Below are 26,509 nucleotides of genomic sequence, written 5' to 3'. Positions count from 1 at the left end.
CACCGGCACAAGCTCCGGCGTGTGCTTCACTCTTACTTTGCCATGCATACCATTGAGCCGCACTACGCCTGGATGGAGCAATACTCTGCTTCTGAAGATCCTCGCTCTCCCCTCTTTGAAGCCGAAAACAGCCTGGATGCATACGTCAATACCATCTATGGCTACTATATCCATCCCCAGTGGGACAGTCTGGAGTCGGATACTCTGTACCTGAAAATCCTGTTTGTGGATTACGACCTGGGTATTGGCATCATTGAGTTCATTGGCGAGTGGAATGATGCCATTGAGAACGACATCATGCAGCTCAAGCGCAACATCATTGACCTGATGACGCACGAAGGCATCCGCAAATTCATCCTTATCGGAGAGAATGTCTTCAACTTCCACGGCTCCGATGACTCTTACTATGAGGAGTGGTTCGAAGATGTAGAAGACGGCTGGATTGCGGGCATCAACTTCCAGGAGCACGTTATCCGGGAGATGCGCCAGTATAACATTGATAACTACGTCAACTTCGGGGGACAACTTGATGAGCTGCCTTGGCGGACTTACCCACCCCGCAAGCTGTTTGAGGTGGTAGATAGTCTTTTGCAGCGCCGCCTAGGGTAGGGAAACCTATTGGCCGGGCTACCGGTGGCTCACCGAATCGGTAGCCATTTCCTGCGCTGCCGCTTTGGCCTCGGCAGAGTCGCGCACAGCATCGGCCTTGGCTTCCAGGGCTTTTTCGTTTCGGGTGTCGCAGCTAGCCAGGGCTAGAGCCAGAGCGGCTATCACTATGCTGAAGGTTACAATCTGTCTCATAGGGTAGGACTAGAAAAGGACGTTGAAACTTCTATGGCTATTGAGCTTATAGCTACGCTGATGGCCCAGAGTAACCTATCCGTACAAACAAAAAGGCTGCCCCGGTAGGAGCAGCCTTTTCTGTGTGCTAAAGCGGGACAGACTACTTAGCGTCGGTCGAGTCAGCAGCGTTTTCCATTTTGTCGGCAGTAGCTTCGGTAGCGTCTTCTACAGAGTCAGCAGCAGCTTCGTTGCCAGCGTTTTCCAGAGCGTCAGCCTTAGCTTCGCCAGCCTCTTCTACTTGCTCAGCGTTAGCCTCTTGAGCGTTTTCGGTTTTGCTGTCGCACGAAGCGAAAGAGAACGAAGCAGCAGCCAGAGCAAGGAACAGAACCTTTTTCATGATGGGGATTGATGAGAGTGTGTAAAAAGTCGGTTTGAGAGAAAATCAGCAGCCTTTCCAACTGAGCAGCTATCTGATTCGGCCCTTTATACCTCGACCTTAAGAAGGTAACCCCGACAGTAGAAAACTTTTTATCTTTTTTTATTCTGGCTAGCAAGCAGCAAAAAAACCCGGCTGCACCTAGGCCGCAGCCGGGTTTCTGAAGCGAAGCATTGCGTTCTACTTTTTGCGGAATACAATGCCGATAGGCACGCCGGTAAAGTCGAAATTCTCGCGCAAACGGTTTTCGAGGTAGCGCGCATAGCTTTCCTTCACGTACTGCGGCAAGTTGCAGAAGAAGGCAAACACCGGGTTATGCGTGGGCAGCTGGGTAGCGTACTTGATGCGCACCATCTTGCCTTTTTGAATTGGCGGTGGGTACTTTTCAATTTCCTTGAGCATTACCTCGTTCAGCTCCGAAGTCGGGATTTTGCGGCGCTTGTTCTCGTATACATCAATAGCCGTTTCAATGGCTTTATGAATACGCTGTTTGGTGAGTACCGAGGTGAAGATGATGGGTGGATAGCTGATGGGCGCAATCTTCTCCCGAATCTTTTCCTCAAACTCCTTGGCCGTATTGGTTTCCTTGTTCTCGATAAGGTCCCACTTGTTTACCAGAATCACGATGCCTTTGCGATTCTTGTCGGCCAGCCCAATGATGTTCAGGTCTTGGGCCTCAATCCCGCGGGTAGCGTCCAGAATGACGATGCAAACATCCGATTCTTCCAGGGCCCGAATAGAGCGCAGCACGGAGTAAAACTCCACGTCTTCGTGCACCTTGGTTTTGCGGCGCAGACCGGCCGTGTCCACCAGAATGAATTCTTTGCCGAAGGCATTATAGCGTGCCTGAATAGAGTCGCGGGTAGTGCCCGCAATGTCTGTAACGATGCTGCGCTCTGTACCGAGCAGCAGGTTCACAAAGGACGATTTGCCAACGTTCGGGCGACCTACCACGGCAATTTTGGGTACGCCTGCGTCGGGTTCTTCTACTCCTTCTTCCTCAAAATGGCTTACTATCGCATCCAGCAGGTCGCCGGTGCCAGAGCCGCTTTGGGAACTGATGGGATAAATTTCGCCGTCGCCAACCCCCAACGCATAGAACTCGCCGGCGGCGTGAGCACGGGCGTTGGTATCGGCTTTGTTGGCAACAATGTAAATAGGCTTTTTGCCCTGGTAGCGGCGCAGCACATTGGCAAATTCCTCGTCGAGGGAGTGCAGGCCAGCATCCACGTCTACCATAAACAGGATTACGTCGGCCTCGTCGATGGCCAGTTTTACCTGCTTGTTGATTTCGCCCTCGAAGATGTCCTCGGAGTTGTGTACGTAGCCGCCCGTGTCAATCACGGTGAAGTACTTGCCGGTCCAGTCGCCGTAACCGTAATGCCGGTCACGGGTCACCCCCGATTCGTTGTCCATGATGGCCTTGCGCTGGCCTACCAGACGGTTAAACAATGTGGATTTGCCCACGTTTGGGCGCCCCACAATGGCAATGGTATTTTTCATTGGGTCTGACTCCAGCCGCCGGCCCGACCAATTTCGGCAGTGCCCGGAGTAGTTAAGTGAAGTATGGTCGGAGAGTTCTAAGGTAGGCGGTTGTGAGGGGAGGAAAGGATGAGTTGAAGTTCAGGGCAGATATTTTCTACCCCCTTTTTCTTCTCTTCTGCCTACCCTACTGATTATACCCAAACCGGTTTAACGCTTTGGGGTCGGTACGCCAGTTTTCGTTGACTTTGACGTGGATTTCGAGGAAGACTTTTTTCTGGAAAAACTTCTCCATTTCCTCGCGGGCCCAGGTACCCACTTTCTTCAGCGCCATGCCCTGCTGCCCAATGATGATGCCCTTCTGGCTAGCGCGCTCCACGAAGATGGTAGCCCGCATCCGAATGATGTCATCCTCCTCCTTAAACTCCTCAATGGCTACCTCACAGCTGTAAGGCACCTCTTTCTTGTAGAGCTTAAAGATTTTCTCCCGAATCATTTCAGCCGCGAAAAACCGCTCCGGTTTATCGGTTAGCTCATCTTTGGGGTAGTAGGGCGGGTGCACCGGCAGGTAGCCCAAAACCAAATCCAGCAACTCACCGGTTCCAAATTTCTCTAATGCTGAAATAGGCAACACCCGCGCCGCATTTGGCAGGTGCTCGCGCCAGTACTCTACTTTGGCTTCCACCTCTGCCTGGTCGGCTTGGTCGATTTTATTTACCAGCAGCAGAATGGGCGTATTCTGCATTTTGCGCAGGCGCTCCACTACTGGCTCCTCGTCGTGCTTCTCGTAGATGTCCGTCACGAACAGAATCACGTCGGCATCTTCCAGTGAGGAATACACAAACGACATCATGGCATTGTGCAGCTCGTATTTGGGCTGAATGATGCCAGGCGTATCAGAATACACCAGTTGAAAATCGTCGCCGTTGAGAATGCCTAGAATGCGGTGGCGCGTGGTCTGGGCCTTGCTGGTTACGATGCTAAGCCGCTCACCCATTAGGGCATTCATGAGGGTTGACTTGCCCACGTTGGGCTTGCCGATAATGCTCACAAAGCCAGCACGGTGCGGAGTTGGTTCGGTATTCACTTCAGAATCTGAAATTTGGCCTGCAAAGGTACAGTTTTACAACGAGGCTTGCACGCTACCCCTAATCACTGAGTGCTACCCTCAAAAAGCACTGAACCCCATAAGTTAGGCTGACTGCTGTTTTTGTAGCTTTTTAACTTAGTTTACTACCCCCATAGTTCATTGTCAACCGCTTATGGCTCGTGCTGCTACTCTGTGCTTTTGCCTTCTTATCCCAACTCTAACCTCTGCTGACCGGCTGGAGCAATTGCTATATCCCAAATCCTACCTCTCATACTAGGCTTTCTTCTGGTCGGCACACAAAACGTATGGCCAACGCATGGTCAATTCCTGTGACCGGCTCGGTGGTGGCTGTTTTATATAAGGTGTTTTTATATACGACGACCTTCTGGGTGAGCCGTCCTGAGTGGGAGCCCAAGTTCTTACCAGAGCAAGCAATACGGCTGCTTCTATATTGTGCTTTTGGTTTTCTGGTAATGGCAGCTACCATCTGGATTTCGCTCACCCAGCAACCTAAGCCGCAGGAATAAGAATTGTCTGCGGCCACCTTTCGTGAATTATTAGACCTACAAGGCAGACCAGGTCCGCAGAGCTAGCTTCGGCTTACCACCCCATTATGCTAAGGCACTCAGCAACGAAACATAGCCCCTGGCAAGATTGTCTGTACCGCAAAGTGAAAGATGACATAAGTCAGGTTTCACTTTGTGATTCGTTGGCGAACTTTGTAGTTCAGTAAAGCAGCTTATTTGCTTTCTCTTACGTTTTCTGACGACTCGCTCTGGTAACATCCCACGGCGTTATAGCATTCTATGCCCACCACCCCTTCTTCTACTAAAGGCCGCATTGGTGTCCTGCTCGTCAACCTTGGCACGCCGGATTCCCCGCAAACCAGTGACGTTCGCCGCTACCTCAATGAATTCCTGACCGATGCCCGCGTAATTGATATGCCGGCAGCCGTGCGCTACCCCCTATTCCGCGGCTTGGTGGTGCCTTTGCGCGCACCTAAATCGGCTAAAATTTACCAGCAACTCTGGACGGAGCGTGGCTCTCCCCTGCTCTATCACGGCCTAGACCTGCAGAAGCTGGTGCAGGAGCAACTGGGCAAAGATTACCTGGTAGCCTTTGGCATGCGCTACCAGAAACCCAGCATCGAAAGCGCCCTGCAGGAACTGCGCGACGCGGCCGTAGAGCGCATTATTGTGCTACCCTTGTTTCCGCAGTACGCGGCGGCCAGCACTGGCTCGGTGCAGGAAAAGGTGATGGAGTTGGTGAGTAAGTGGTGGGTAGTACCTAGCATTAGCTTCATCAGCACCTTCGTCGACGACCCAGGTTTTATTAACAGTTTTGCCACCCTAGGCAAAGAGGAAATGGCCAAGCGCGCCTACGACCATGTGGTGTTCAGCTACCACGGCATTCCGGAGCGGCATGTGCTCAAGGGCAGCCACAAGGGGTATTGCAAGCTGGGCAACTGCTGTAACAACTACAACAAGAACAACCGCTACTGCTACCGTGCTCAGTGCTTCGAAACCTCGCGGCAGCTGGGCCAAGCCCTAGGTCTTACCCCCGATCAGTACACGACTTCCTTTCAGAGCCGCCTGCAAAGCCGCCTGCGCGACCCATGGTTGCAGCCTTATACTGATGAGGTACTGAAGGAAATGCCAGCTAAAGGCATCAACAACGTACTGGCCTTCTCCCCCGCTTTTGTGGCCGACTGTCTGGAAACGACTATTGAGGTAGGCGAAGAATTCAGAGAAATGTTTGAGCAGGCTGGTGGTAGCCACTGGCAATTGGTGCCGTCGCTGAACTCCCGCCCCGAATGGGTGGAAGCAGTCGTTAACATGATTCGGCAGAACTAACCGGTTCGCTTCCACAAAAAAGCGGCAACTCTTTCGTAGGAGTTGCCGCTTTTTTGTGCACTTGCAATAGTTAAGACAACCGACGACGCTGGTAAAAGGATTGGTCGTCGTAGCCAGGCTGATTGTAAAAATCGGAGGTGGTGGCTTGGGGCAAGGGTAGGTCTAGCGCCCGCAGCATGGCTTCTTCGTATTGGCGGGTAATCTGAATCTCGACGAAAGGCGGATAGTCCAGCACTCGTTGCGAGGTTAGGGAGGGCACAAATACATTGTCGCCATCTTCGTCGAGAGCCGCTACCCCGATCGGCAGCAGGATATGACGGTCCCGCTCGTTGATGTGGAGGCTATCATCAAGCTCAACATCGAGGTAGCGCACCTTCAGGGCTTCCATGTCTACTATCAACTCGTGTACTTGGCCAAACTGGCGGCCATCGGCTCCGCGCACCGACCAGCCCCGTACATCCGGGTTACCGTCGGCGACTTCGAATTCAGTGAGGTCGCGCAAACGCCGTAGGTGCATGCCTTGGCCGGAAGGAATTGGATCGGTAGTAGGTTCCATAAACTAAACAAGCGAAGGTGATGCTGCCTAGCGAGCAGAAGGTTGATTCAGAGCCGTTACAACAGTAGCTGCCCGAGTTAGGTACTCGCGTAGCTGCTGCTGATCCTGGGAGGTAGCGGTACGGCCACTGAGAGCCGTAGCCTGGCTGGTGAGCTGGTTGATATCGGCTTCGAGGGCGGGGTAGGCTTTCTGCTGCATGGCCTGCATGAGCGCCGTAGCCGCCACGTAGCCCGGCCGCAGACTACTACCTTCTTCCTCCAGTCGTGCGGTGGCGCTGGTAAGTTCGTCGCGACGAGTAACAATGGCTGGGTCACGCAGATCGTCGCGGTCAGCCAGGCTTACCAAGGCAGAGGTAAGCAGGCGCAACCCTTCCCGCCCGTACTGAGGTTGAGTAGGGTCGCTCTGGACAAAGGAATCCAGCACCTCCGGGGTTACGGGTACGGGCTCTGAGGCCATATCACCTACCGCATCGGCGGCGGGCGCTGGACCTGTTTCAGCGCCCGTTGTGCTATCCGGTGGGTTCGGCACACCGGCTCCGGCTGGTACGGGTTCCGGCACCGGTGCTTCAGAATCGGCGTGCAGCAGAAAGTATGCTGCGGTAGCTATTACCGCCAGCACCAACAAAATCAGCAGCCAAGGGCTGGGAGAAGACTTTTTACGCTGGATATTGATTTCTGCCATAAAAACAAGGAAAGGACATTGGATTTGCCGTCTACGGCCAACTCAGCAAATAGGTGTTATAAAGCGCAGAATGCTTGCTCAGTTCAGATATATTTGTTCATCGCTCCTCTTCTATAACACCTATTGCTTTATGAATTCATCTCTTTTTTACGCTTATGCTACTAGAATCATCCTCACCTGCCAGCCTCGCCGATAAACCTATTCAGGATTTGCTGCAGAGCTGCCACGCCCTCCAACAACACTCCGACGAGTACCTGCTGGTCCTTATAAGGAAACAGGCGCCTTCATTAGCGGATGCGAAGGCCTTTCATTACTTGCGTACACTTCGCCTGCTGCTGCAGAGTGGAGTATATCTATGGCAGCTACACGCCCCAACCGGGCCACTTACCGCAACAGACGAGCTTCAGCCAGACGAGAAGGCTGTTAGCAACCTGTCGCTGCTAAGCTCAAGAGAGCTGGAGATATTGCCTTTGCTGGCCCAAGGCTATACGCTTCCGCAAATAGGCGAACAGCTTTTCATCAGTTCCGCTACCGTGAACAACCACTGCGCCCGGATACGGGAAAAACTGGGACTGAAGGGAAGAAATGCATTAATAGCATTTGCGGTTAGTAATGTATGAACATCTATTTGGGTAGCAAACTACTATTGTTACTAGTAGCAGTTCAGTAGCTGTTTTGTAACGTAAACAGAAGTATGTGTCGCGACCTATTAGCTGTTATCATTCATTTCACCATTTCATCCAAAAACATGCAATTCGAATCTCTCAATCTAACTTCGCTTACTGAAAGCGAAGAAGTTTCAATAACGGGTGGTGAAGGCAACCCTTATGGCGCCGGCGCCAATCTGGATAATATTGGCCCCAACATTCATGCCATCGGAGATTTCTTCCGTGGTTTTTATAATGGTCTCACCGGCAAGTAATTTTGTCATAAAACAAAGTACTCATGTATAACTTTGATTATATCGGCGTTTGTAGTATTGCCGAGGAAGAGCTTGCGAGTATTGAAGGTGGCCATGATGGCACAGCTTATGAAATCGGCCATGAACTTGGCCGAGCAGTAGCAGCTGTGGGTGTTATTTGGGGGCTGATTAGTGGCTCAGTAAATAGATCATAATTAAAGTTTGCTCAAAGTATAATACTTTTCTGGAAAGCGACTGAACATTCTGCGTTCAGTCGCTTTTCTAGTAGCAGCAACGCCATATGAACAACGATACCACCTTTCTGTCCTCTGTTCATCATTTTTTGACACACCCCCAGTATTACAGAATACACAAACATAGTATATACTATAACATAAAATTTTTATTGTACTCCTTTCTTTTGTGCGCTTTAGGAATCATTCTATCAGGAGGTTTCATCTTACTTATTGACAAACTATTTGTTTATTATACAAATAATGAATCTATTTATCAGCAAATCAAGTCCACTACTCCACCACTTAGGAATACCTTTGGAGTATATACTTTCGTAGTAATTGTTTTTATAGGACCTTTCTTCGAAGAAGTTTTATTTCGTTTACCACTTGACATTAGAAGAACTCATATATCTATATTCTTTTTTATACTCATCTTTCACCTATTCGGCAATTCGATTTTACAAATAAAGTTAACAGAAATATCATACATTTTCGGTTTGATTTTTGGATTAGCCTCTTTCCTTTTCATACAACTATTCACAAATGAATTGACATTAAATAAAATCAAAAATGATTATTATTCCTATTGCATTTATGCATCCATCCTATCATTTAGCTTATTACACATAACTAACTTTAAAAATATTCAGTACAAGTATTTTCCATTCTACATACTACTCACACTGCCCCAATTTATAATGGGCATATTCATTACGCATATAAGATTAAAAAGAGGCTTTATTTGGGGATTTATATTACATGCATTAATTAATACTATTTCTTTTCTATAAAATAAGAGCAATAGCTCAACATCTTACAAGAGCTCATGAATAAACTTAACTCAACTCTTGCGTTGTCTCCCCAAAAAACAACAGCAGAAAAATACAATATCATTTACTCATCCACTGTGCTATTTATTGTAATGTTCGCTCTAACCTTGCCAATCATTTACATTCCTATCTCCTCCCAAGCTCCCGGTATCCTCCGCCCACTGGCTGAAAAAACTGAAATCCGCCCGTTAGTAGCTGGCACAATTACCCGGTTACACATGAAAGAAAATCAGACTGTACGGAAGGGCGACACGCTGCTTGTATTACAGTCGGGTACGGTAGAAGCCCAAATGGCCCTTAATCAGAAACAACAAGCGGAAAGAACCGCTTTCATAATTGATTTAAAACAATTAACGCAAGGTATTACAGTTCCTGTAGGTGGCCTACGTACCCAGCTCTACGGCCAGCAGGCAGCGCAATTTCACTATCAGCAGCAGCAACTGCGTAGCCAGCTAGAGAAAAGTAGCAGGGATTTGGCTACCAGTCAGCGTTTGTTCGCAGGGAGAGTTATTGCCCGTATCGAGCTAGAGGATAAAACTTTCGCGCACCGCAAGCTGCTGGACGAGGCTCGCGTGCTAACCGAAACGCAACGCAGCCAATGGCAAGCCGACCTTAACGCCCACCGCGTCGCGCTGGCGGAGCTGCGCGAGCGGCAGCAGCAACTAAGCCAGGAGCGGCAGCTTTATGCCCTTACAGCCCCGGTGGCGGGCACAGTACAGCAGTTGGCCGGCAAATATGCGGGCAGCTACGTGCAGGCTGGGGAATTACTGGGCAGCATCTCCCCGGATGGCGACCTGCTGGCGGAGTGCTACGTGTCGCCCAAGGATATCGGCTTCATGCGCGTCGGGATGCCGGTGCGCTTTCAGATTGATGCCTTCGACTACAACCAGTGGGGCATGATAGAAGGGCAGGTAACAGATGTAGCGCGCGATTTCACTTTACTGAAGGAGCAACAGCCTGTTTTCAAGGTGCGCTGCAAACTGAGCCGCTCGTATCTGCAACTCAAGAGCGGCTACCGGGGCCAGCTGCGCAAGAGCATGACGGTGCGGGCGCGGTTTCAGTTGGCCGAGCGCAGCCTCTGGCAGTTGCTGTTTGACAAGGCCGATGACTGGCTGAACCCAACGCAGAACGGGGCCAGCAGCTAATTCACATAACTCATTCCCAACAAGCGCGAGGCAACAGCTTGGCGCTTTTTTCTTATGCGAAACGCTATCAAAATACGCCAGCGCGACATTACGGATTGCGGCGCCGCTTGCCTGGCCTCCGTAGCGGCACACCACAAGCTGCTGCTGCCCGTGGCACGCATCCGGCAGTATGCCACCACCGACCAGCGCGGCACTAACATGCTGGGGATGGTGAAGGCAGCTACCAAGCTGGGGTTTCAGGCGAAAGGCGTGAAAGGAACCGTCGAGAGCCTGAGCAAGATTCCGTTGCCGGCCATTGCCCACGTCATAGTAACCGAGCAACAGCTGCATCACTACGTCGTGGTGTACCGCGTGGCCAAAGGCCGGGTAACGTACATGGACCCCGGCGACGGGCAGCTTCACCGCGTGTCGGTGGCTGAATTTCAGCAGCAATGGAGCGGTGTACTGCTGCTCCTATTACCCGATACTTCTTTTGTGCCCGGCGACCACAAAAGCTCTACGCTGGGCCGGTTCTGGAAACTTGTACAGCCCCACAAATCAGTGATGGTCCAAGCGTTGTTCGGCGCTGCGGTGTACACCGTGCTGGGGCTGGCCATGTCTATCTACGTGCAAAAGGTAGTAGACCACGTTCTGACCGAAGGCAACCGTAATCTGCTGAATCTGCTGAGTGTGGGTATGCTACTGCTTCTGGTCTTCCAGCTGTTTATCGGGGCCATGAAAAGCCTGTTTGCTCTTCAAACCGGCCAGCAGATTGATGCCCGTCTGATTCTGGGGTATTACAAACATCTACTACAGCTACCCCAAGCCTTCTTCGATAGTATGCGCGTGGGAGAAATTATTTCCCGTGTAAATGATGCAGTCAGGATTCGTGCTTTTGTAAACGACGTGGCGCTGAATCTGCTGGTCAATGTGCTTATCGTACTGCTGTCTTTTGCACTCATGTTCACCTACTACTGGAAGCTAGCCGTGCTCATGCTGGGTATTTTGCCGCTTTACGGAGGTATCTATTGGGTGCAAAATCGTCTGAACCGCCGCTACCAGCGTCAGCTTATGGAGCAAAGCGCAGAACTGGAAGCCCAACTCGTGGAATCGGTGACAGCTATGGGCACTATTAAGCGGTTTGGGATGGAAAGCTTCGCGCAAGAGCGGACCGAAACCCGGTTTATCCGGCTGTTGCAAACCGTTTACTATTCCGGCAAGCATGGTATTATCAGCGCCTCAGCATCGGAATTTGTGTCGCAACTGTTTCGCATTGGGCTGCTATGGACCGGCTCTTACTTCGTGTTGAACAATGAGTTGACGCCTGGCGAACTGCTCTCGTTCTATGCCGTGCTCGGCTACTTCACCGGGCCGGCCAGCAGCTTGATCGGGGCCAACAAAACTGTACAGGATGCGCTCATTGCCGCCGACCGATTATTCGAGATTATTGATTTAGAACGGGAATCGCACGACAACAAAACCGACCTTCTGCCAGATCTTGCTGGAGATATTCATTTGCACAATGTGACGTTTGCTTATAACACGAGAGGCACAGTTTTTCAAGACCTTACACTACACATTTCTAGAGGCTCCATCACAGGCATCGTGGGCGAGAGCGGATCGGGCAAAACCACCTTACTTTCTTTACTGCAAGGATTATACCCACTCGCAGGCGGCAGCATCACGATAGGTGGCCTAGATATTCGGCACTTAACTTTGGAGAGCCTGAGGCGAGTAGTAAGCGTTGTTCCTCAACAAATTGACTTATTTACGGGCAGTATAGTTGAAAATATTGCCATTGGTGATATTGAACCAGATATGCGTCGTATTATCAGCATCTGCAAGCAGCTTGGCATCCTAGAGTTCGTGGAGAAGCTTCCCCATGGGTTTGCTACGCAGCTGGGCGAACGAGGGGCTGGCTTATCTGGAGGACAGAAACAGCGTCTGGCTATCGCTCGTGCTCTATATCGCTGTCCAGAAATTTTGATCTTGGACGAAGCTACTTCTGCCCTCGATACTGTATCCGAGCAATATGTACAGCAGACGCTACAACAGTTGCGAGACGAGGGCAGGACTGTTATTCTCATCGCGCATCGATTGAGCACAATTATGCACGCCGACAAAATTGTGGTGTTGGGAGCCGGCAAATTATTGGAAGAAGGTACTCATAATGAATTATTGCACAAAGTGGGTGCGTACTACACTCTCTGGCAGCAACTAATACCCAGCGCAGTTTCAGCACCATCTCTGGCAACTCAGGAGTCTCTTGTTGGGCAGATTTGACCAAAACAATGCTCAACCTGCTAACTTAAAACAAACACCAGCAGCCAAGGGCTAGGAGAAGATTTTCTCCGTTGAATATTGATTTCAGTCATACTGCAGATACAAGGTAAGTGCCTCCATACGAAGGACAACTCAATTCCGATGCCTTAAGCCAAAGCTTGGGCAACAATCCCGGGCCCTGATCGGCCCACAGGTCGTTTTCTACGTACAGCCGAGCTCATACCCTGGCTTAAGCTTATGCATCGTAGTATTGCCCTTACCGTTCCCCCATCTGTTACAGAAACTTTATCCCGGCAGCTGACCGAAATTGACGAGGTAGTAAGCCTGAGCGTGCAGCCTGGGGCTTCGCGCAAGCCTCCCGGCGACATCATTACCGTGCAAGTGCTGAATCGGGGAGCCGATGAGGTGCTGCGCCGGGTCCGCGACGTTATTCCCGACTTGCAGGACCTATCAGTTGCCACTGCCGAACTGAGCAGCATTATTGATCTTTCTAAGGGAGAGAAAATCCTTAATGACCGGGACGAGGCTATTTGGGAAGAGGTAGAAGCCGGACTGCGCCAACAGGGGCGGCCGACCCCCAACTATGCGGCCCTGATGGCACTAGGTGGAGTTGTTGCGGCCATAGGCCTGGTTTCAGACCAAGTGCCACAGGCAGTTGCTTTCATTGCCTCCAGCATTATATCTCCCGGATTCGAACCTATAGCCGCTATTCCGCTTGGTGTTGTGCTACGGCCCTGCCACGTGGTAGGGCTCGGGCTGCGGTCCGTGCTGATTGGTTACGCTTTGTTTATTTAACCGCAGGCAGCACCATGCTCGGGCTGGTTGGCGTCGGTGAGGCATCTGCCCACGATTTGTTGACTAACCCCGAAGTGCACAATATCATCGATCCTGGCGTAAAGGAATTGCTGGTTTCGGCTTGTGGAGCAGCAGCTGGGGTAGTCATAATTGCGGCCTACCGGCGCAGTGTTATTGCTGGCGCCCTCATTGCACTGGTTCTGATGCCAGCGGCCGCGCTGCTAGGGAGCAGCATTTTGGTAGGAGAATACCAACTGGCACTCGGCGCCCTGAAACGATTCGGCCTCGTTGTTGTGCAGTGGGTAACGCACCAGCGTTCAGTGCTGGAGTAGCAGTTACCTACTGCACAACAACGAGGGGCCCGGTAGCAGATTGCTACCGGGCCCCTCGTTGTTGCCTTACCGCTCAGACTTTCAATTGCTCGCGGCGGTACATCTTCGCAAGTTGTTCCACGGCGTAATCTACCTCCTCAGCCGTGTTGTACTTGCTCATGGAGAAGCGGATAGTACCACGGTCCGGGTCAGCATTGAGGGCACTAAGCACATGCGAACCGGCGTTGGCCCCGCTGGTACACGCCGAGCCCCCCGACACCGACACCTTATTGATATCAAGGTTGAAGAGCAGCATTTCATTCAGGGCCGATGGCGGCAGGCTTACGCTCAGCACCGTGTACAAGCTTTGCTCTGCCTCAGCTGAGGTACCATTGAACTCCACCCCTTCTATTTCAGAGCGTAGTTTCTGAATGAACCGGTTTTTCAGGCCCTGAATATGGCGCTGATGCTCGGCCATGTCGCGGCAGGCAATTTCCAACGCCTTAGCCAGCCCAATAATACCGTATACATTTTCAGTGCCGGCGCGCTGGTTACGCTCCTGCGAGCCCCCATGGATTAGGGCATCTACCAGCAGCCCAGAGCGTCGGTACAAAAACCCTACCCCCTTCGGGCCGTGAAACTTGTGGGCAGAACCAACCAAGAAGTGCGCTTTTAGCTGCTGTACATCATGACGATAGTGCCCCATGGTTTGAACAGTATCCGTATGGAACACCGCATTGTGCCGGGCACAAATATCCCCAATGGCTCCAATGTCGTTAAGGTTGCCGATTTCGTTGTTGGCATGCATCAAGCTCACGAATGAGCGTGGGTGACTAGCCAGTAACTCCTCCAGATGGTCTAAATCGAGGCGGCCTTGCACATCATGACGGAGGTAGCTCAGGGAAATGTTGCCGGCCTTTTCCAATGCCTGCATGGTGTGTAGCACTGCATGGTGCTCCAGCGGCGAGGTAATAGCGTGCTTCAGCCCTAACGTACGTACGCTGCCAAAAGCGGCGTAATTGTCGGCTTCCGTACCGCAGGAAGTAAATACGATTTCAGCCGGAGCCGCATTGATGAGGTGAGCAATTGTCTTGCGGGCATTCTCGACCGCCGCGCGTACCTGCCGGCCGTGGCCATGGATACTGCTGGGGTTGCCAAAATGGTCGCGCATAAAGGGTAGCATGGCGTCCAGCACTTCGGGGTCCAGGGGCGTGGTAGCGGCATTATCGAAATACACATTCATGGGCAAGACAGGTGCATAAGCGTGAATACGTAGAAAGGAAAGCGTTGCAAAAATACAGGTTTCCAACGGGCAAGCCGGAATTCTGTACGTTGGCATCAATGCTACTGTCTACAACAAACAAAAAGTGCACCCGGGGCGCGCCATTGGCATCATCCTGAGTGCACTTTTCTATATACTTGGTAAACAGCCTATTTGCTTATGATTTCCTTGATGTCCCCAATGATTTTGTTTGCCAAGTGCTCAGCCGTTGCGTTGGAGTCTGACTCCGCATAAATTCGGATGATAGGCTCGGTGTTCGACTTACGCAAATGCACCCACTCTTTGTCAAACTCAATTTTCACCCCATCAATGGTGTTAATTGGGTGCTTAGCGTAGCGCTCCTGCATCCGCACCAACACTTCGTCGGTATTGATTTCAGGCGTAAGCTCAATTTTGTTTTTCGAGATGAAGTAGTTAGGATAGGAAGCCCGCAAGCGGGTCATGGTCATACCTGTTTTAGCCAAATGGCTTAAAAAAAGCGCAATGCCTACCAATGAATCACGCCCGTAATGTAGCTCAGGGTAGATAATACCTCCGTTGCCCTCACCGCCAATTACGGCGCCGGTTTCCTTCATTTTGTTTACTACGTTCACCTCGCCTACTGCGGCGGCAGCGTAGCTACCCCCTTGCTTCTCGGTAACGTCGCGCAAGGCGCGGGTGCTGCTTAAGTTGCTCACGGTGTTGCCGCCACCCATGCCCTGCAGCACGTAATCAGCCACGGCTACCAGGGTATACTCTTCCCCGAACATCGTACCATCTTCGTTTACCAGGGCCAGCCGGTCCACATCAGGGTCCACTACGATTCCTAAATCGAAGGAGCCTTTTTCGAGCACCCGCGCAATATCACGCAGGTTTTCGGGCAACGGTTCCGGGTTGTGCGCAAAGTCGCCGGTAGGCTCACAGAACAGCTTCTCAATAACTTCTACCCCCAGTTGCTCCAACAGCATTGGCACGGCAAAGCCACCTGAAGAATTCACGGCGTCTACAACCACCCGGAAGTTCTTGGCTTTAATGGCATCCTTATCAACCAAAGGCAGCGCCAGAATAGCGTTGATGTGCTCCTGCAGGAAGGTATCGTCGGTGGTGTATTTGCCGAGTTTGGTAACCGGAGCAAAGTCAAACGCTTCTGAGTCGCCGAGGGCCAGTACCTGCTTGCCATCTTCATCAGAAATAAATTCGCCGGTAGCATTAAGCAGCTTCAGCGCGTTCCATTGCTTCGGGTTATGTGAAGCCGTCAAGATAATACCTCCGCCAGCTTGCTTGGCAGGAACGGCCATCTCTACGGTTGGGGTAGTGCTCAGGCCCAGGTCAATGACGTTGATGCCTAAGCCCTGCAAGGTAGCGGCTACCAACCTGCTCACCATATCTCCCGACAGACGAGCGTCCCGGCCGATAACGATGGTATTGTTCTGCGTTTTTTGCAGCACCCAGGTGCCAAAAGCAGCGGCGTATTTAACCACATCAATAGGAGTCAGGCCGTCACCGACTGCTCCTCCAATGGTTCCTCGTATGCCCGAAATGGATTTTATCAGTGCCACTGTGCTGTCTGTATGTTGAAGTAGTTCGGATTCTCAAAAGGAAAGGCAAAAGTAGGTAACTACCCCTGCTTTCCCTAGGTGCGAATGCTCTAAGTAGCCAACATCCCTTAGTTGGCAGCAGGGCCTTTCCCTACCCTTGACTTTCAGGTTGTATATTTGGTCTAATGGAATACAATACTTCTGCTCGCCGTTCTGCTCAACTTGAAGCCTTTGGTCGCTTGCTCGATGTACTGGACCGCCTGCGCGCCGAGTGCCCCTGGGACAAAAAACAGACTCTGGAGAGTTTGCGTCACCTCACCATTGAGGAAACCTACGAACTCAGCGACGCCATCATCCGTGGCAACTTGCCTGACTTGAAAAAGGAGTTAGGCGACGTAATGCTTCACCTTACGTTCTACGCCAAAATTGCCAGTGAACAAGGTGCTTTCGACATTGCTGACGTGCTGAATGCGCAATGTGAAAAGCTCATTTTCCGTCATCCTCACATCTACGGCGACACCAAGGCCGAGAGTGAGGATGACGTGAAGCGAAACTGGGAACAGCTGAAATTGCAGGAAAAAGGGAACTCCTCGGTACTAGGAGGCGTACCTACGTCGTTACCTGCCTTGGTGAAAGCCATGCGCATCCAGGAAAAAGCCAGAGGTGCTGGCTTTGACTGGGAACGACCGGAGCAGGTTTGGGAGAAGGTGCAGGAAGAGCTGCGGGAGTTTCAGGCAGAGTTTGCCGTTCCGGAACCTTCCGATATCAGCCAGCAGCGAGCCGCCGAGGAGTTCGGGGATTTGCTTTTCTCCCTTATCAACTTTGCTCGGCACGCAGGCATTAATCCAGAAGAAGCACTGGAACGCACAAACCGCAAGTTTATTCAGCGTTTCCAGTACCTTGAAACGGCTGCCGCCCAAGATGGGCACCAACTCCGCGACCTGACGCTTGCCCAGATGGATATCTACTGGGAACGGGCCAAAACCATACCCCCCGTTTCACCCTCAACTTCGGGCAAAGAATAGCCCGGAAAAGATGAGCATATTGTTTTAAAGCGTTTAAACCCATTTTTCATTTGGCGGCACACATGTTTTTAGTTAGGTTTGCCAAGGCTAGATCTATTTTCGAACTAGGCCCCGCGCACGAGCAGACCCATGCTATTGTGGCTTTCAACGGCCCAGCGTGCGGGTGAGCGGGGTTTTGCCGTCTATAGACTAGCCACCTGTTTTCTTTTTTTACACATACGTTCAACCTTTCACCAACAACCCCCTAATTCTCCGGAACAATGGAACAAAAGAATGCCATGAACAAGCCCGCGGCTCGGCCCGCCGCTGCTGCTGCGCCGAAAGGCGAAGCCAAGGGCGGTGGTTCTTCGATGTTTGCCATTCTCGCCATCGTGTTGGCGTTTATCGTAAGCGTAGTAGTCTACAAATTCGTATTAGGTAATGGCAGCCACTTCCAAGGCGGCAACAACGAAAACAACCCCCTCCCCGGCGACTACTTTGGTGTAGTTTACAAAGGTGGCCCGGTAGTACCCGTGCTGATTACCATGTTCCTGTGCGTAATCATCTTCTCCATCGAGCGCGCCCTGACCATCAGCCGTGCTAAAGGCAGCAAGAGCATTGAGTCTTTTGTACGCACTATCCGTCAGAAACTGAACGTAAATGATATCACGGGCGCTATTGCTGCCTGCGATCAGCAGAAAGGTTCGGTTGCTAACGTAGTAAAAGCTGGCCTGGTGAAGTACCAGGAAATGGCACGTGAGCGTAACATGGAGAAAGACCAGAAAGTATTAGCTATCCAGAAGGAGATTGAAGAATCGACTGCTCTGGAACTGCCCATGCTGGAGAAAAACCTGGTTATCATCTCGACCCTTGCTTCTATCGCTACCCTGGTAGGTCTGATCGGTACAGTACTGGGTATGATCAAGGCCTTCTCGGCTCTGGCACAAGGTGGCGCTCCTGACGCAGTAGGTCTGGCTAACGGTATCTCGGAAGCTCTGATCAACACCGCTCTGGGTATCAGCACCTCGGCTCTGGCTATCGTAGCTTACAACTTCTTCACCAGCAAAATTGACGAGCTGACCTACAGCATCGACGAAGCTGGCTTCAGCATCATTCAGACCTTCGCTGCTCAGCACGGCGAAACCGAGCACGTTGCCTAATTTTAGTGCTCCTACGCACTAAATATCTGGCAATTCCGTTTCTGAATTACGCTAATCAACAACACCAGCAATGCCTAAAGTAAAGCCTCACAGAATGTCACCGTCGCTGGATATGACCCCGATGGTGGACTTGGCCTTCCTGCTGGTGACTTTCTTCATGCTTACCACCAAATTCGCCCCGGAAGAGGCTGTGGTGGTAGATACACCCTCATCTACATCAGAAATCCGCCTGCCGGAGTCGCACGTAATTACTATTGCGGTTGACAAAGACAAGCGCGTATTTTTTGGTCTGGATGATGACGAAATCAAAGGCAAGCTGTTAACCCAGGTTGGTGCCAAGTATGGGGTGAGCTTCACCGCAGAACAGGCTAAAAACTTCCGTGGCGTAGCAGCTAGCTTTGGAACTCCTATCGAGAAACTGCCTGCTCTCCTCAATCTGGATGGCGAGCAGCGTAAGCTGGTTAAGCAGGAAGGCATCCCAAGTGACTCCCTGAACAATCAGTTGATCGAATGGGTAGTAGCAGCACAGTCGCTCAGCCGTCAGCAGTTTGGTAAGCCTTCGTATGTGGCTATCAAGGGCGATGGTAACGCAGATGTGCCGACGGTGAAGAAAGTCATCAAACTGATGCAGGAGAAGAACATTAACCGGTTCAACCTGATTACTGACCTGGAGACTAAACCCACGGCCAGTAACTAATCCGCACAGACATGGCAGAAATCCAACAATCAGCTGACTCCGGTAAAGGAGGTAAGAAGCGGGCCAAAAAAATGTCGACCAAAATCGACATGACACCTATGGTGGACTTGGCCTTCCTGCTGCTAACCTTCTTTATGCTCACGACGACCTTCAGCAAGCCTACGGTGATGGAAATCAACATGCCCGTAAAGCCGAAGGATGAAACTGAACAGTCGCCTATCAAAGCTTCCAATGCCTTGACGCTGCTGCTCGGTGAGAATAACAAGCTCTACTATTACAATGGGCTATTGGCTGCTGATGCTCCTAAACCAGAGCTGAAGCTTTCTAGCTACGATGCGAATGGAATCCGGAAGGTTCTGTTGCAGAACAAGAGCAACCCGAACTTAGTAGTGCTGATCAAGCCGGACGATAAGTCCAACTACAAAAACATGGTTGACATTCTGGATGAGATGAACATCACCGACTTGAAAAAGTATGCGCTGGTAGACATCTCAAAATCGGACCAAGACCTGATTAAAACTTCTGGATTATGATGGACAACGCACAGTTGGCCAATGCATCTCTCGATGACATAGTCTTCGAAGGGCGCAATAAGGCCTATGGAGCCTACGTAATCCGGCGTGTGTACGGTAAGCACGTTACCCGTGCAGTACTTATCTCTGTTGCTCTCTTTGCTCTCATGATTGCCTTCCCTCTGTTGGCACGCATGATGAAGAAGGAGGAGGTAGTGAAAGATGATAAGATGCTGAAGGCAAACGAGCTGATGGAAGCCCCGCCGCTGGATGCAACTAAGCCCCCACCCCCACCTCCGCCTCCACCAGAGGCGCCACCACCACCCCCACCAAAGCTTTCTACTATTAAGTTCACCCCGCCCGTTGTAAAGAAGGACGAGGAAGTTCAGAAGCAGGAAGAAATTCCTGATCAGGACGAACTGAAGGATAAAGTGGTGGCTTCTGAAACTGTAAAGGGCAACACCGACAACCCTGCTGACTTAGCTGGTTTGGAACCTGGTGAAGGCACGAAAGCAGTAGAAGAAGTAGTGGAAACTAAGCCTTACACTTACGTTGAGCAAATGCCCGTTTTCCCTGGCGGACAAGAGGCCCTGCTCCAGTACATTGCTAAGAACATCAAGTATCCGGCAATGGCACTGCGTAACCAAGTTGAAGGTCGCGTTTTCATCAAGTTCGTAGTAGGTCCTGACGGATCGGTTACGAACGCCGAAGTGCAAAAAGGTATTGGCGCTGGTTGCGATGAAGAGTCGCTCCGCGTAATCAAGAACCTGCCGCGCTTCACGCCTGGTAAGCAGAATGGTCGGGCTGTATCGGTGTACTACACCGTACCGGTAACCTTCGCTATCAAGTAAGTTTCGCTACCCCTGGTAGCAATGCGAAACCCGAATCGGACTCCGGTCTGATTCGGGTTTTATTTTTTGGTTGTATATAAAATAAAAAATATAGTAGGCGAGCATAATAATGATTGCCCAATCTGCGTTTAATCATTGAAAGCCAGGAGGTGAGGGGGCAAGCAGTATAGGATATGGCTTGGGAAGTTTAAGTGCGAATTCTGTTTCTGTTCACTTTATATTCTACATCCCATGACCACATCCACGCACACCTCCCTACCCTCTCTCGACGACATTGTCTTTGAAGGACGAAACAAAGCCTACGGAGCTTATGTGCTCCGCCAGTTGTATGGGCGCCATGTTACTACCGCAGTAATTCTTGCAACTGCTCTAGTAGCTCTGTTGATTGCCATACCCTTGGGCATCCGGCATTTTTGGCCGGAAGCAACTACAGTTTCTGGTATTATTGATATCACCACAGATCCTCCACTAACGGTACTCACGGATGTAAAAATAGAGCAGCCTGTACATACGCAGCCTCCAGCAACAGCTACAGTTGTAGTTCGTTCGCCTCAATCATTGCCAACGCGGGTTGTGCCTGATGAGCAAGTAAAAACCGAAGTGGCTGTAGATGTGACGGCCCCTGTTCCCGATGGCCCCGTGGTAGTAGGTGAAATACCGCAGGCTGGGAATGGCGGCATTGTAGTAGGCCCTACTGTAGGCAACAGCAATGACACCTCAGCTAAGCCGGCAGCACCAGCCGTAACACAGCCATTTATACACGCTGAGGTTATGCCCGAGTTTATAGGAGGCCAGGCTGCCCTGATGAAATATTTACAACGGCAGTTGCGCTATCCTTCACAAGCACTACGCAATAGCATTGAGGGAAAAGTTTTTATTTCCTTCACGGTTAACACAGATGGTACCATTCAAGATGTGTCGGTGCTGAAAGGGCTTGGCTATGGCACAGATGAAGAAGCAGCGCGGGTAATTCGGCAGATGCCTGCTTGGAAACCAGGCTATCAGAACCAGCATGCAGTACCAGTGCGCTACACGCTACCCATCACATTTAAGTACGAATAGAATAAACAGGCTATATATTTATTTTTAAATTGATCTTTGGGCGCTCAGGAATGGCCGGCTACTCATGCACCGGTCATTTCTGAGCGCTTTTGTCGCTTCTAATAATTAGCAACTGACTGCTTTAAGCGAACAAACCATACTTGATCTGGCGTTTAGCTTTTACACACTGATCAAATTGCACATGCTCGACCTACCCACCACTGAAGAAAGATTAGACAACCATAAGCAACAATCCTTGGTACGCTATTTCACCCTATTAATGTCTCTGATATATGTAGGGCTGGGAATATACCTTTGGTTTGCAACGGAAGGGGCGCTAACATTGGCAGACACTCCTCGGCGTTTGTTAGCTGCCGTTTTCATATTTTATGGAATTATTAGATTTGTCCGTACTTACCGGCAACATTTCAAAAAAACTCGGGATGACGTACGCTAATTTTTGGGGTTTGAGCTTAGCTTTTTGCGTAGGAATAGGGGTAGTAGGTTGTGGAAACAACTCTACTCCTGAAGCGCAAGCAACCGATACTCCTACCAGCGGCACAATTCGCATCGGAGTCGACGAAACGTTTGAACCAATCCTCAAATCACAAGTTGATACGTTCCAGAAGCTATATGCTTCTGCCAAAATTCAAGCTGCGTATCAGCCCGAGCGCTCAGTAATGGAAGCTCTTTTGACGGATAGCGTTCGGCTGGCTGTTGTTTCTCGTGACCTAACCGCTCAGGAACGGGGAGTGTTTGAACGCTTAAAGCTGGTTCCACGTTCTATCCGTATTGGTGTAGATGGAGTAGCCATTGTTGTGCATCCTAGTAATCCGGATTCATTACTAACCTTGGCGCAACTGCGTGGCATCTTCACAGGTCAGCAACAACAGTGGTCGCAACTCAGCCCAAACAATAAATTAGGGCCGATTACCGTTGTATTCGACAACAACAATTCCAGTACCGCACGTTTTGTACAGGACTCTGTTACACGCGGAGCCGCCCTTACGAAAGGGGCCTTCGCATCAAAATCGAACCCGGCGTTACTAGATTACGTTGCTAGTCATCCTAACGCTATTGGAGTAGTTGGGGTAAATTGGATTAGCGACCGGGACGACGCCGCAGTTCAAAAGTTTCTGAAACGGGTAAGAGTGGTTGGAATCAGTGCAAAAACCACAGGCTCTAAGCCCGAAGATTACATACAGCCTTACCAGGGATACCTCGCCCAGAAGACCTATCCCCTGCGCCGCGAGCTATACATCATTAGCCGGGAAGCACGGGCCGGACTTGGCACCGGTTTTGCATCTTTTGTCGCTGGTAATAAAGGGCAACTGATTATGCTAAAAGCTGGTCTGATGCCTGCAACCGGACAGGTTCGTCTTATTGACGTAAAGCCTTAGTACCTGCTTTAGCTCTTATTTCCTTTCCTCACGCATTTCCACTAACCTTTTTGCTCATGAATCTTAAGCCCTGGAAGCTCACGCTCCTCGCTGCTTTGTCTGTTTCGGGTTCTGCTGCCCTTGCTCAAACCTCGGGTGCCCAAAAAGCCATTGAGATGGAGCGTTACAGTGAAGCCCGTGCGGCTTTGCTGCGCCAAGGTCAGTCAAACGAAACGTCGTTTGAACTGGGCCGCTTGTACCAATTGCGCGGTATGCCTGACTCAGCCGCGTACTACTTCAACCGCGTTACTCTGAATTCCAAAGATGCTTTTACCCAGGTAGCCGCCGGCCGTGCCGCGTTGGCTCAGGGCAAAACTGCTGAAGCGGAAATTCAGTTTGATAACGCTGTTAAGTCCTCGAAAGGCAAAGACCAGAAGGTATACACCATGATTGCTCAGGCGTATGCTGAATCGGATATCAAGGACATTAATAAGGCGCTGACCTACGTAAGCGCTGGCGAAAAGCTTGGCAAAGGCAAGGACGATCCGGCGCTGATGATTGCCCGCGGCGACTTGTATCTTAAAACGGAGCAAGGTGGCGGCGAAGCTATGAACAGCTACGAGCGTGCTACCCTCGCTGATCCGAACAACGTGCAAGCCTACGTGCGGAAAGGTCAGCTGAACATGCGGGCCCGTACCTACAACGAAGCCAAAACGAACTTCGACAAGGCTATCAGCATCGATCCGAACTATGCTCCGGCTTACAATGCCCTAGCTGAAACGTACTACTTCGCTGGCCGCTACGATGATGCATTGGCTCAGTTCCAGAAATACTCCTCACTGGCTGAGAAGTCTTCTGACACGGACGCTAAGTACGCCTCGTTCCTGTACCTGACCAAGAAGTATCCGGAAGCATTGGTAGAAGTAGACAAGGTTCTGGCTAAAGATCCGAACAACCTCACCATGAACCGTCTGCGTGCTTATTCGCTGTATGAAACGGGTAAGAACGATGAAGCCCTAGCAGCTATGCAGAAGTACATGCAGTTGGCTAGTGCTGGCAACAAAGTGATTACCGAAGACAACGTTTACTACGGTAAAATGCTGATCAAAGGCGGTAAGACCACTGAGGGCGCAGCCATCATCAAGAAAGCTATTGATGCTGATCCGAAGAAAGCCTCTGAACTGCAGAATGAGCTAGCTCAGGCTTACCTGGCAGCCAAAGACTACCCGAACGCTATTGCTACCTTGAAAACTCGGATGGCTGCCACTAAAGGCGGTGAGCTGACTGACAAGGTATATCTGGGCCGGGCCTATGAACTGAATGGCCAGTATGCCCAAGCTGATAGCCTCTACGGTCTAGTTCTGGCAGAGCGTCCGACTTATGTTCCGGGCTACCAGATGCGTGCTCGTGCTAACGCTAACATCGATAAAGACTCGAAGCAAGGCCTTGCTAAGCCTTACTATGAGAAATACATCGAGGTAGCAGGCTCTTCAGCTGACGCTGCTAAGTATAAGTCGGGTCTGGTAGAGGCAAACAAGTACCTTGGGTACTACTACTATCAGAAAGGCGACAAGGCTACTTCGTTGCCCTACTGGCAGCAAGCTCTGGCCCTGGACCCCAACGACCAGCAGGCAAAGACAGCCATTGCTGATATCACTAAGCCAAAAACTGCTGCTAAGGCACCGGTTAAGCGTAAATAGTCAAACACTTGCTTGAGCCAAAAAAGGCCTGCTACAAATTGTAGCAGGCCTTTTTGCGTTTATAAAAAATCAGTCAATAGTTTTCAAGTACTCCTCCCATTTAGCTAACAACTCTTCAAAGTCAGAAGGTAGCTCGGCTTCGAACTGCATGTGCTCATGCGTAGTTGGGTGCTCAAAACCGAGTGATTTTGCGTGAAGCGCTTGGCGGGGCATAGCCGCCAGCATTTTTTCGGCAAGCACTTTATAAGAGCCCGTCCGCTGCCCATACACAATCTTATCGCCGCCATAGGTAGCGTCGCCAAACAGCGGGTGCCCTATGTGCTTCATGTGGGCACGGATTTGATGGGTACGGCCCGTTTCTAGGTTGCATTGCAGCAGCGCTGCTTTACCGCCGAAAGCTCGAAGTACTTTATAATGCGTCACGGCATGTTTGCCGTGTTCCCCATCTGGATACACGGCCTGTACTTTCCGGTCTTTCAAACTGCGTCCAATGTGGCCCCGGATGGTTCCCTGCGGTTCCTTAGGTACCCCCCACACTAAGGCCAGGTAGGTACGCTCAATCGTGTGGTGGAAAAACTGGTTTGAAAGATGGGTCATAGCCCACTCTGTTTTGCCAATCACAAGCAGCCCGGAAGTATCCTTATCAATGCGGTGCACGAGTCCCGGCCTGATCTCCCCATTCCGGCCCGTAGGGAGATTCTGCAGATGGTAGGCTAGCCCATTCACCAAGGTACCATTCCAGTTGCCATACGCAGGATGCACGACCAGCCCCGCCGGTTTGTTTACTATCAGCAGCTCCGCATCCTCGTAGCGGATATCCAGATTCATGGCTTCCGGCACTACCTTGAACTCTCGTGGTGGCTCGGGTAGCGTAATGGTAATAACATCAAGCGGCTTGACGCGGTAATTTGACTTTACCGGCCGGTCGTTTACTTGCACTGCCTCTGCCCGGATAGCATTTTGAATTCGAGTGCGAGAGGTGCTGGGCAATCGGTTCAGCAGAAACTTGTCTAGTCGCAAAAGCTCTTGCCGTTTATCTGCTCGGATGCGGTGGTGCTCATATAGTTCATCACCCTCCTCTTCATCCGCTTCCTCCTCAAGTGAAGCATTGGCATCAGCAGATAGCGCATCGGACGTACCCTCCTCAACAGGGGCAGATTGTTCAGATAATTCGTCTTCTGGGTTTTGGCAGAGCATGGGGCACTGGATGGGGGTAGGGAAAGTAGTCAGGCGCGGCAGCCAAAGCTACGCGTCGGTTCGGACAGGCATCTATATAAACACCACAGCCGGAGCAAAGCCCCGGCTGTGGTATAATAATCCAGAATAGAGCATCGCTGCTCAAGCACGAATTACTTTTTGGTTTTAGTCTTGGTTTTAGTGGCGCTAGCAGCAGGAGTGGCTACTGCTGAAGAGGCAGCAGGCGTAGCTACTTTCGGAGCTGCAGCGGCGGCACCAGGAGTAATACCCATTTTTTTCAGAATCAGGTCAGACACATCACCATCCTTAGGACCGTGCAGCAACAGTGGGCTATCACCATCAGAGTTCAGGATGTAGGTGTAGCCATTCTCGTCGGCCACGGCATCAATGTTTTTCTGCAGCTTATCCAGAGCTGGCTTCAGCAAAGTTTGCTGCTTTTGCTGGAGCGAAACCTCGGCGTTCTGCTGAAACTCTTGGATTGACTGCTGAAGGTTCTGCAGCTCTTTCTCTTTATCGGCCTTCACAACCTCCGTCATGGTAGCGCCGCCCTTTTGGTAGGCTTCTACTTTAGTACGAAACTCATTACTCTTGGCATCCAACTGGCTTTTAAGTTGGGTGCTGTAGTCTTTCAGCTGTGACTCGATCTGCTTGCTCTCAGGCATTTGGCTCAGCACATACTGCACGCTAGTGTAGCCAATTTTCAGCGGTGCGGCCGTCTGTGCCATCGAAACCGTAGCCGTGGTGAAGGTGAGGGCGGCAGCAGCCAGTGCAACGCGGAATTTGTTCATGGTGGTCATCAAAAGGAAAA

General features: G+C 50.9%; 28 protein-coding genes. 18 read left to right on the top strand and 10 right to left on the bottom strand.

Annotated features, from left to right (window positions below; all coding sequences use genetic code 11):
* Positions 1-42: 42 nt before the first annotated feature.
* Positions 43-609 (top strand): hypothetical protein, encoded by a 567-nt coding sequence (locus DNI29_RS15505; protein WP_110979033.1) that lies wholly within the window; start codon positions 43-45, stop codon positions 607-609.
* An 18-nt stretch (positions 610-627) separates the two neighbouring features.
* Here DNI29_RS15505 and DNI29_RS24495 read toward each other — a convergent pair whose 3' ends face one another.
* The 4 genes from DNI29_RS24495 to era form a co-directional block, all read right to left on the bottom strand.
* Positions 628-801 (bottom strand): hypothetical protein, encoded by a 174-nt coding sequence (locus DNI29_RS24495; RefSeq protein ID WP_162303632.1) that lies wholly within the window; start codon positions 799-801, stop codon positions 628-630.
* Between the two features lie 142 nt (positions 802-943).
* A complete protein-coding gene (locus DNI29_RS15500; protein WP_110979032.1) occupies positions 944-1,180 on the bottom strand; it encodes a hypothetical protein in 237 nt (78 codons plus the stop codon).
* A 219-nt stretch (positions 1,181-1,399) separates the two neighbouring features.
* The gene (gene der / locus DNI29_RS15495) at positions 1,400-2,722 is read right to left on the bottom strand and encodes a ribosome biogenesis GTPase Der (protein ID WP_110979031.1); all 1,323 of its coding nucleotides are present in this window, start codon (positions 2,720-2,722) and stop codon (positions 1,400-1,402) included.
* Between the two features lie 166 nt (positions 2,723-2,888).
* The gene (era, locus tag DNI29_RS15490; RefSeq protein ID WP_110979030.1) at positions 2,889-3,788 is read right to left on the bottom strand and encodes a GTPase Era; all 900 of its coding nucleotides are present in this window, start codon (positions 3,786-3,788) and stop codon (positions 2,889-2,891) included.
* 308 nt (positions 3,789-4,096) lie between these two features.
* Here era and DNI29_RS15485 point away from each other — a divergent pair, with 308 nt between their 5' ends.
* A complete protein-coding gene (locus DNI29_RS15485; protein WP_110979029.1) occupies positions 4,097-4,318 on the top strand; it encodes a hypothetical protein in 222 nt (73 codons plus the stop codon).
* Positions 4,319-4,597: 279 nt separating this feature from the next.
* Positions 4,598-5,644, top strand: a complete 1,047-nt coding sequence (gene hemH / locus DNI29_RS15480; RefSeq protein ID WP_110979028.1) for a ferrochelatase — start codon at positions 4,598-4,600, stop codon at positions 5,642-5,644.
* A 70-nt stretch (positions 5,645-5,714) separates the two neighbouring features.
* On the opposite strand, the gene DNI29_RS15475 is transcribed toward hemH, so the two are convergent.
* On the bottom strand, positions 5,715-6,200 hold the full coding sequence (locus DNI29_RS15475) for a PRC-barrel domain-containing protein (protein ID WP_110979027.1): 486 nt from the start codon (positions 6,198-6,200) through the stop codon (positions 5,715-5,717).
* A gap of 27 nt (positions 6,201-6,227) precedes the next feature.
* Entirely contained in the window at positions 6,228-6,881 is a 654-nt protein-coding gene (locus DNI29_RS15470; protein WP_110979026.1) for a hypothetical protein, read from the bottom strand.
* A gap of 155 nt (positions 6,882-7,036) precedes the next feature.
* Between DNI29_RS15470 and DNI29_RS25260 the strand changes: the two genes are divergently transcribed.
* The 7 genes from DNI29_RS25260 to DNI29_RS24950 all read left to right on the top strand — a co-directional run bounded on the left by DNI29_RS25260 (position 7,037) and on the right by DNI29_RS24950 (position 13,382).
* Positions 7,037-7,501: a response regulator transcription factor gene (locus DNI29_RS25260; protein ID WP_110979025.1), complete on the top strand. Its 465-nt coding sequence runs from the start codon at positions 7,037-7,039 to the stop codon at positions 7,499-7,501.
* A gap of 74 nt (positions 7,502-7,575) precedes the next feature.
* A complete protein-coding gene (locus DNI29_RS24180) occupies positions 7,576-7,803 on the top strand; it encodes a hypothetical protein (protein ID WP_123823276.1) in 228 nt (75 codons plus the stop codon).
* Positions 7,804-7,826: 23 nt separating this feature from the next.
* Positions 7,827-7,997, top strand: a complete 171-nt coding sequence (locus DNI29_RS24490) for a hypothetical protein (RefSeq protein ID WP_162303631.1) — start codon at positions 7,827-7,829, stop codon at positions 7,995-7,997.
* A gap of 847 nt (positions 7,998-8,844) precedes the next feature.
* A complete protein-coding gene (locus tag DNI29_RS15455; protein WP_110979023.1) occupies positions 8,845-9,993 on the top strand; it encodes an HlyD family secretion protein in 1,149 nt (382 codons plus the stop codon).
* A 54-nt stretch (positions 9,994-10,047) separates the two neighbouring features.
* Positions 10,048-12,255, top strand: coding sequence for a peptidase domain-containing ABC transporter (locus DNI29_RS15450; protein ID WP_110979022.1), 2,208 nt, complete (start codon positions 10,048-10,050; stop codon positions 12,253-12,255).
* 237 nt (positions 12,256-12,492) lie between these two features.
* Positions 12,493-13,050 (top strand): hypothetical protein, encoded by a 558-nt coding sequence (locus tag DNI29_RS24955; RefSeq protein ID WP_238388113.1) that lies wholly within the window; start codon positions 12,493-12,495, stop codon positions 13,048-13,050.
* Positions 12,936-13,382, top strand: a complete 447-nt coding sequence (locus DNI29_RS24950) for a DUF389 domain-containing protein (protein WP_369073973.1) — start codon at positions 12,936-12,938, stop codon at positions 13,380-13,382. The genes DNI29_RS24955 and DNI29_RS24950 overlap by 115 nt, the downstream gene beginning before the upstream one ends.
* Before the next feature lie 73 nt (positions 13,383-13,455).
* Here the strand turns inward: DNI29_RS24950 and DNI29_RS15440 are convergent, their stop codons facing one another.
* Complete coding sequence (locus DNI29_RS15440) at positions 13,456-14,604, bottom strand: cysteine desulfurase family protein (protein ID WP_110979020.1); 1,149 nt, start codon at positions 14,602-14,604, stop codon at positions 13,456-13,458.
* A gap of 188 nt (positions 14,605-14,792) precedes the next feature.
* Complete coding sequence (gene glmM / locus DNI29_RS15435) at positions 14,793-16,181, bottom strand: phosphoglucosamine mutase (protein WP_110979019.1); 1,389 nt, start codon at positions 16,179-16,181, stop codon at positions 14,793-14,795.
* Positions 16,182-16,345: 164 nt separating this feature from the next.
* On the opposite strand from glmM, the gene mazG reads away from it, so the two are divergent.
* The 8 genes from mazG to DNI29_RS15395 all read left to right on the top strand — a co-directional run bounded on the left by mazG (position 16,346) and on the right by DNI29_RS15395 (position 24,504).
* Positions 16,346-17,185, top strand: coding sequence for a nucleoside triphosphate pyrophosphohydrolase (mazG, locus tag DNI29_RS15430; RefSeq protein WP_110979018.1), 840 nt, complete (start codon positions 16,346-16,348; stop codon positions 17,183-17,185).
* A gap of 278 nt (positions 17,186-17,463) precedes the next feature.
* Entirely contained in the window at positions 17,464-18,324 is an 861-nt protein-coding gene (locus tag DNI29_RS15425; protein ID WP_202910485.1) for a MotA/TolQ/ExbB proton channel family protein, read from the top strand.
* 94 nt (positions 18,325-18,418) lie between these two features.
* A complete protein-coding gene (locus DNI29_RS15420) occupies positions 18,419-19,021 on the top strand; it encodes an ExbD/TolR family protein (RefSeq protein WP_238388111.1) in 603 nt (200 codons plus the stop codon).
* Positions 19,022-19,032: 11 nt separating this feature from the next.
* Positions 19,033-19,554 (top strand): ExbD/TolR family protein, encoded by a 522-nt coding sequence (locus DNI29_RS15415; RefSeq protein ID WP_110979015.1) that lies wholly within the window; start codon positions 19,033-19,035, stop codon positions 19,552-19,554.
* The gene (locus DNI29_RS15410; protein ID WP_238388110.1) at positions 19,551-20,384 is read left to right on the top strand and encodes an energy transducer TonB; all 834 of its coding nucleotides are present in this window, start codon (positions 19,551-19,553) and stop codon (positions 20,382-20,384) included. The genes DNI29_RS15415 and DNI29_RS15410 overlap by 4 nt, the downstream gene beginning before the upstream one ends.
* A 231-nt stretch (positions 20,385-20,615) precedes the next feature.
* Positions 20,616-21,446, top strand: a complete 831-nt coding sequence (locus DNI29_RS15405) for an energy transducer TonB (protein WP_110979013.1) — start codon at positions 20,616-20,618, stop codon at positions 21,444-21,446.
* 368 nt (positions 21,447-21,814) lie between these two features.
* Positions 21,815-22,825, top strand: a complete 1,011-nt coding sequence (locus DNI29_RS15400; protein WP_238388109.1) for a PstS family phosphate ABC transporter substrate-binding protein — start codon at positions 21,815-21,817, stop codon at positions 22,823-22,825.
* A gap of 56 nt (positions 22,826-22,881) precedes the next feature.
* On the top strand, positions 22,882-24,504 hold the full coding sequence (locus tag DNI29_RS15395) for a tetratricopeptide repeat protein (RefSeq protein ID WP_110979012.1): 1,623 nt from the start codon (positions 22,882-22,884) through the stop codon (positions 24,502-24,504).
* A 69-nt stretch (positions 24,505-24,573) separates the two neighbouring features.
* On the opposite strand, the gene DNI29_RS15390 is transcribed toward DNI29_RS15395, so the two are convergent.
* Positions 24,574-25,701, bottom strand: a complete 1,128-nt coding sequence (locus DNI29_RS15390) for an RluA family pseudouridine synthase (RefSeq protein ID WP_110979011.1) — start codon at positions 25,699-25,701, stop codon at positions 24,574-24,576.
* Positions 25,702-25,853: 152 nt separating this feature from the next.
* Entirely contained in the window at positions 25,854-26,489 is a 636-nt protein-coding gene (locus tag DNI29_RS15385; protein ID WP_238388108.1) for an OmpH/Skp family outer membrane protein, read from the bottom strand.
* Positions 26,490-26,509: the final 20 nt, after the last annotated feature.

Source organism: Hymenobacter sediminis, assembly GCF_003231285.1.
Taxonomy (GTDB): domain Bacteria; phylum Bacteroidota; class Bacteroidia; order Cytophagales; family Hymenobacteraceae; genus Hymenobacter; species Hymenobacter sediminis.
The sequence above is the reverse complement of the archived record's forward strand: the minus strand, read 5'-3'. Positions and strand labels throughout refer to the sequence as shown.

Bases quoted from the DNA above. Each gene is read 5' to 3' on its own strand.
- DNI29_RS15505 (WP_110979033.1), top strand. From the start codon at position 43: ATGCATACCATTGAGCCGCACTACGCCTGGATGGAGCAATACTCTGCT.
- DNI29_RS24495 (WP_162303632.1), bottom strand. From the start codon at position 801: ATGAGACAGATTGTAACCTTCAGCATAGTGATAGCCGCTCTGGCTCTA.
- DNI29_RS15500 (WP_110979032.1), bottom strand. From the start codon at position 1,180: ATGAAAAAGGTTCTGTTCCTTGCTCTGGCTGCTGCTTCGTTCTCTTTC.
- der (WP_110979031.1), bottom strand. From the start codon at position 2,722: ATGAAAAATACCATTGCCATTGTGGGGCGCCCAAACGTGGGCAAATCC.
- DNI29_RS15485 (WP_110979029.1), top strand. From the start codon at position 4,097: ATGGCCAACGCATGGTCAATTCCTGTGACCGGCTCGGTGGTGGCTGTT.
- hemH (WP_110979028.1), top strand. From the start codon at position 4,598: ATGCCCACCACCCCTTCTTCTACTAAAGGCCGCATTGGTGTCCTGCTC.
- DNI29_RS15475 (WP_110979027.1), bottom strand. From the start codon at position 6,200: ATGGAACCTACTACCGATCCAATTCCTTCCGGCCAAGGCATGCACCTA.
- DNI29_RS15470 (WP_110979026.1), bottom strand. From the start codon at position 6,881: ATGGCAGAAATCAATATCCAGCGTAAAAAGTCTTCTCCCAGCCCTTGG.
- DNI29_RS25260 (WP_110979025.1), top strand. From the start codon at position 7,037: ATGCTACTAGAATCATCCTCACCTGCCAGCCTCGCCGATAAACCTATT.
- DNI29_RS24180 (WP_123823276.1), top strand. From the start codon at position 7,576: ATGTGTCGCGACCTATTAGCTGTTATCATTCATTTCACCATTTCATCC.
- DNI29_RS24490 (WP_162303631.1), top strand. From the start codon at position 7,827: ATGTATAACTTTGATTATATCGGCGTTTGTAGTATTGCCGAGGAAGAG.
- DNI29_RS15455 (WP_110979023.1), top strand. From the start codon at position 8,845: ATGAATAAACTTAACTCAACTCTTGCGTTGTCTCCCCAAAAAACAACA.
- DNI29_RS15450 (WP_110979022.1), top strand. From the start codon at position 10,048: ATGCGAAACGCTATCAAAATACGCCAGCGCGACATTACGGATTGCGGC.
- DNI29_RS24955 (WP_238388113.1), top strand. From the start codon at position 12,493: ATGCATCGTAGTATTGCCCTTACCGTTCCCCCATCTGTTACAGAAACT.
- DNI29_RS15440 (WP_110979020.1), bottom strand. From the start codon at position 14,604: ATGAATGTGTATTTCGATAATGCCGCTACCACGCCCCTGGACCCCGAA.
- mazG (WP_110979018.1), top strand. From the start codon at position 16,346: ATGGAATACAATACTTCTGCTCGCCGTTCTGCTCAACTTGAAGCCTTT.
- DNI29_RS15425 (WP_202910485.1), top strand. From the start codon at position 17,464: ATGAACAAGCCCGCGGCTCGGCCCGCCGCTGCTGCTGCGCCGAAAGGC.
- DNI29_RS15420 (WP_238388111.1), top strand. From the start codon at position 18,419: ATGTCACCGTCGCTGGATATGACCCCGATGGTGGACTTGGCCTTCCTG.
- DNI29_RS15415 (WP_110979015.1), top strand. From the start codon at position 19,033: ATGGCAGAAATCCAACAATCAGCTGACTCCGGTAAAGGAGGTAAGAAG.
- DNI29_RS15410 (WP_238388110.1), top strand. From the start codon at position 19,551: ATGATGGACAACGCACAGTTGGCCAATGCATCTCTCGATGACATAGTC.
- DNI29_RS15405 (WP_110979013.1), top strand. From the start codon at position 20,616: ATGACCACATCCACGCACACCTCCCTACCCTCTCTCGACGACATTGTC.
- DNI29_RS15400 (WP_238388109.1), top strand. From the start codon at position 21,815: ATGGAATTATTAGATTTGTCCGTACTTACCGGCAACATTTCAAAAAAA.
- DNI29_RS15395 (WP_110979012.1), top strand. From the start codon at position 22,882: ATGAATCTTAAGCCCTGGAAGCTCACGCTCCTCGCTGCTTTGTCTGTT.
- DNI29_RS15390 (WP_110979011.1), bottom strand. From the start codon at position 25,701: ATGCTCTGCCAAAACCCAGAAGACGAATTATCTGAACAATCTGCCCCT.
- DNI29_RS15385 (WP_238388108.1), bottom strand. From the start codon at position 26,489: ATGAACAAATTCCGCGTTGCACTGGCTGCTGCCGCCCTCACCTTCACC.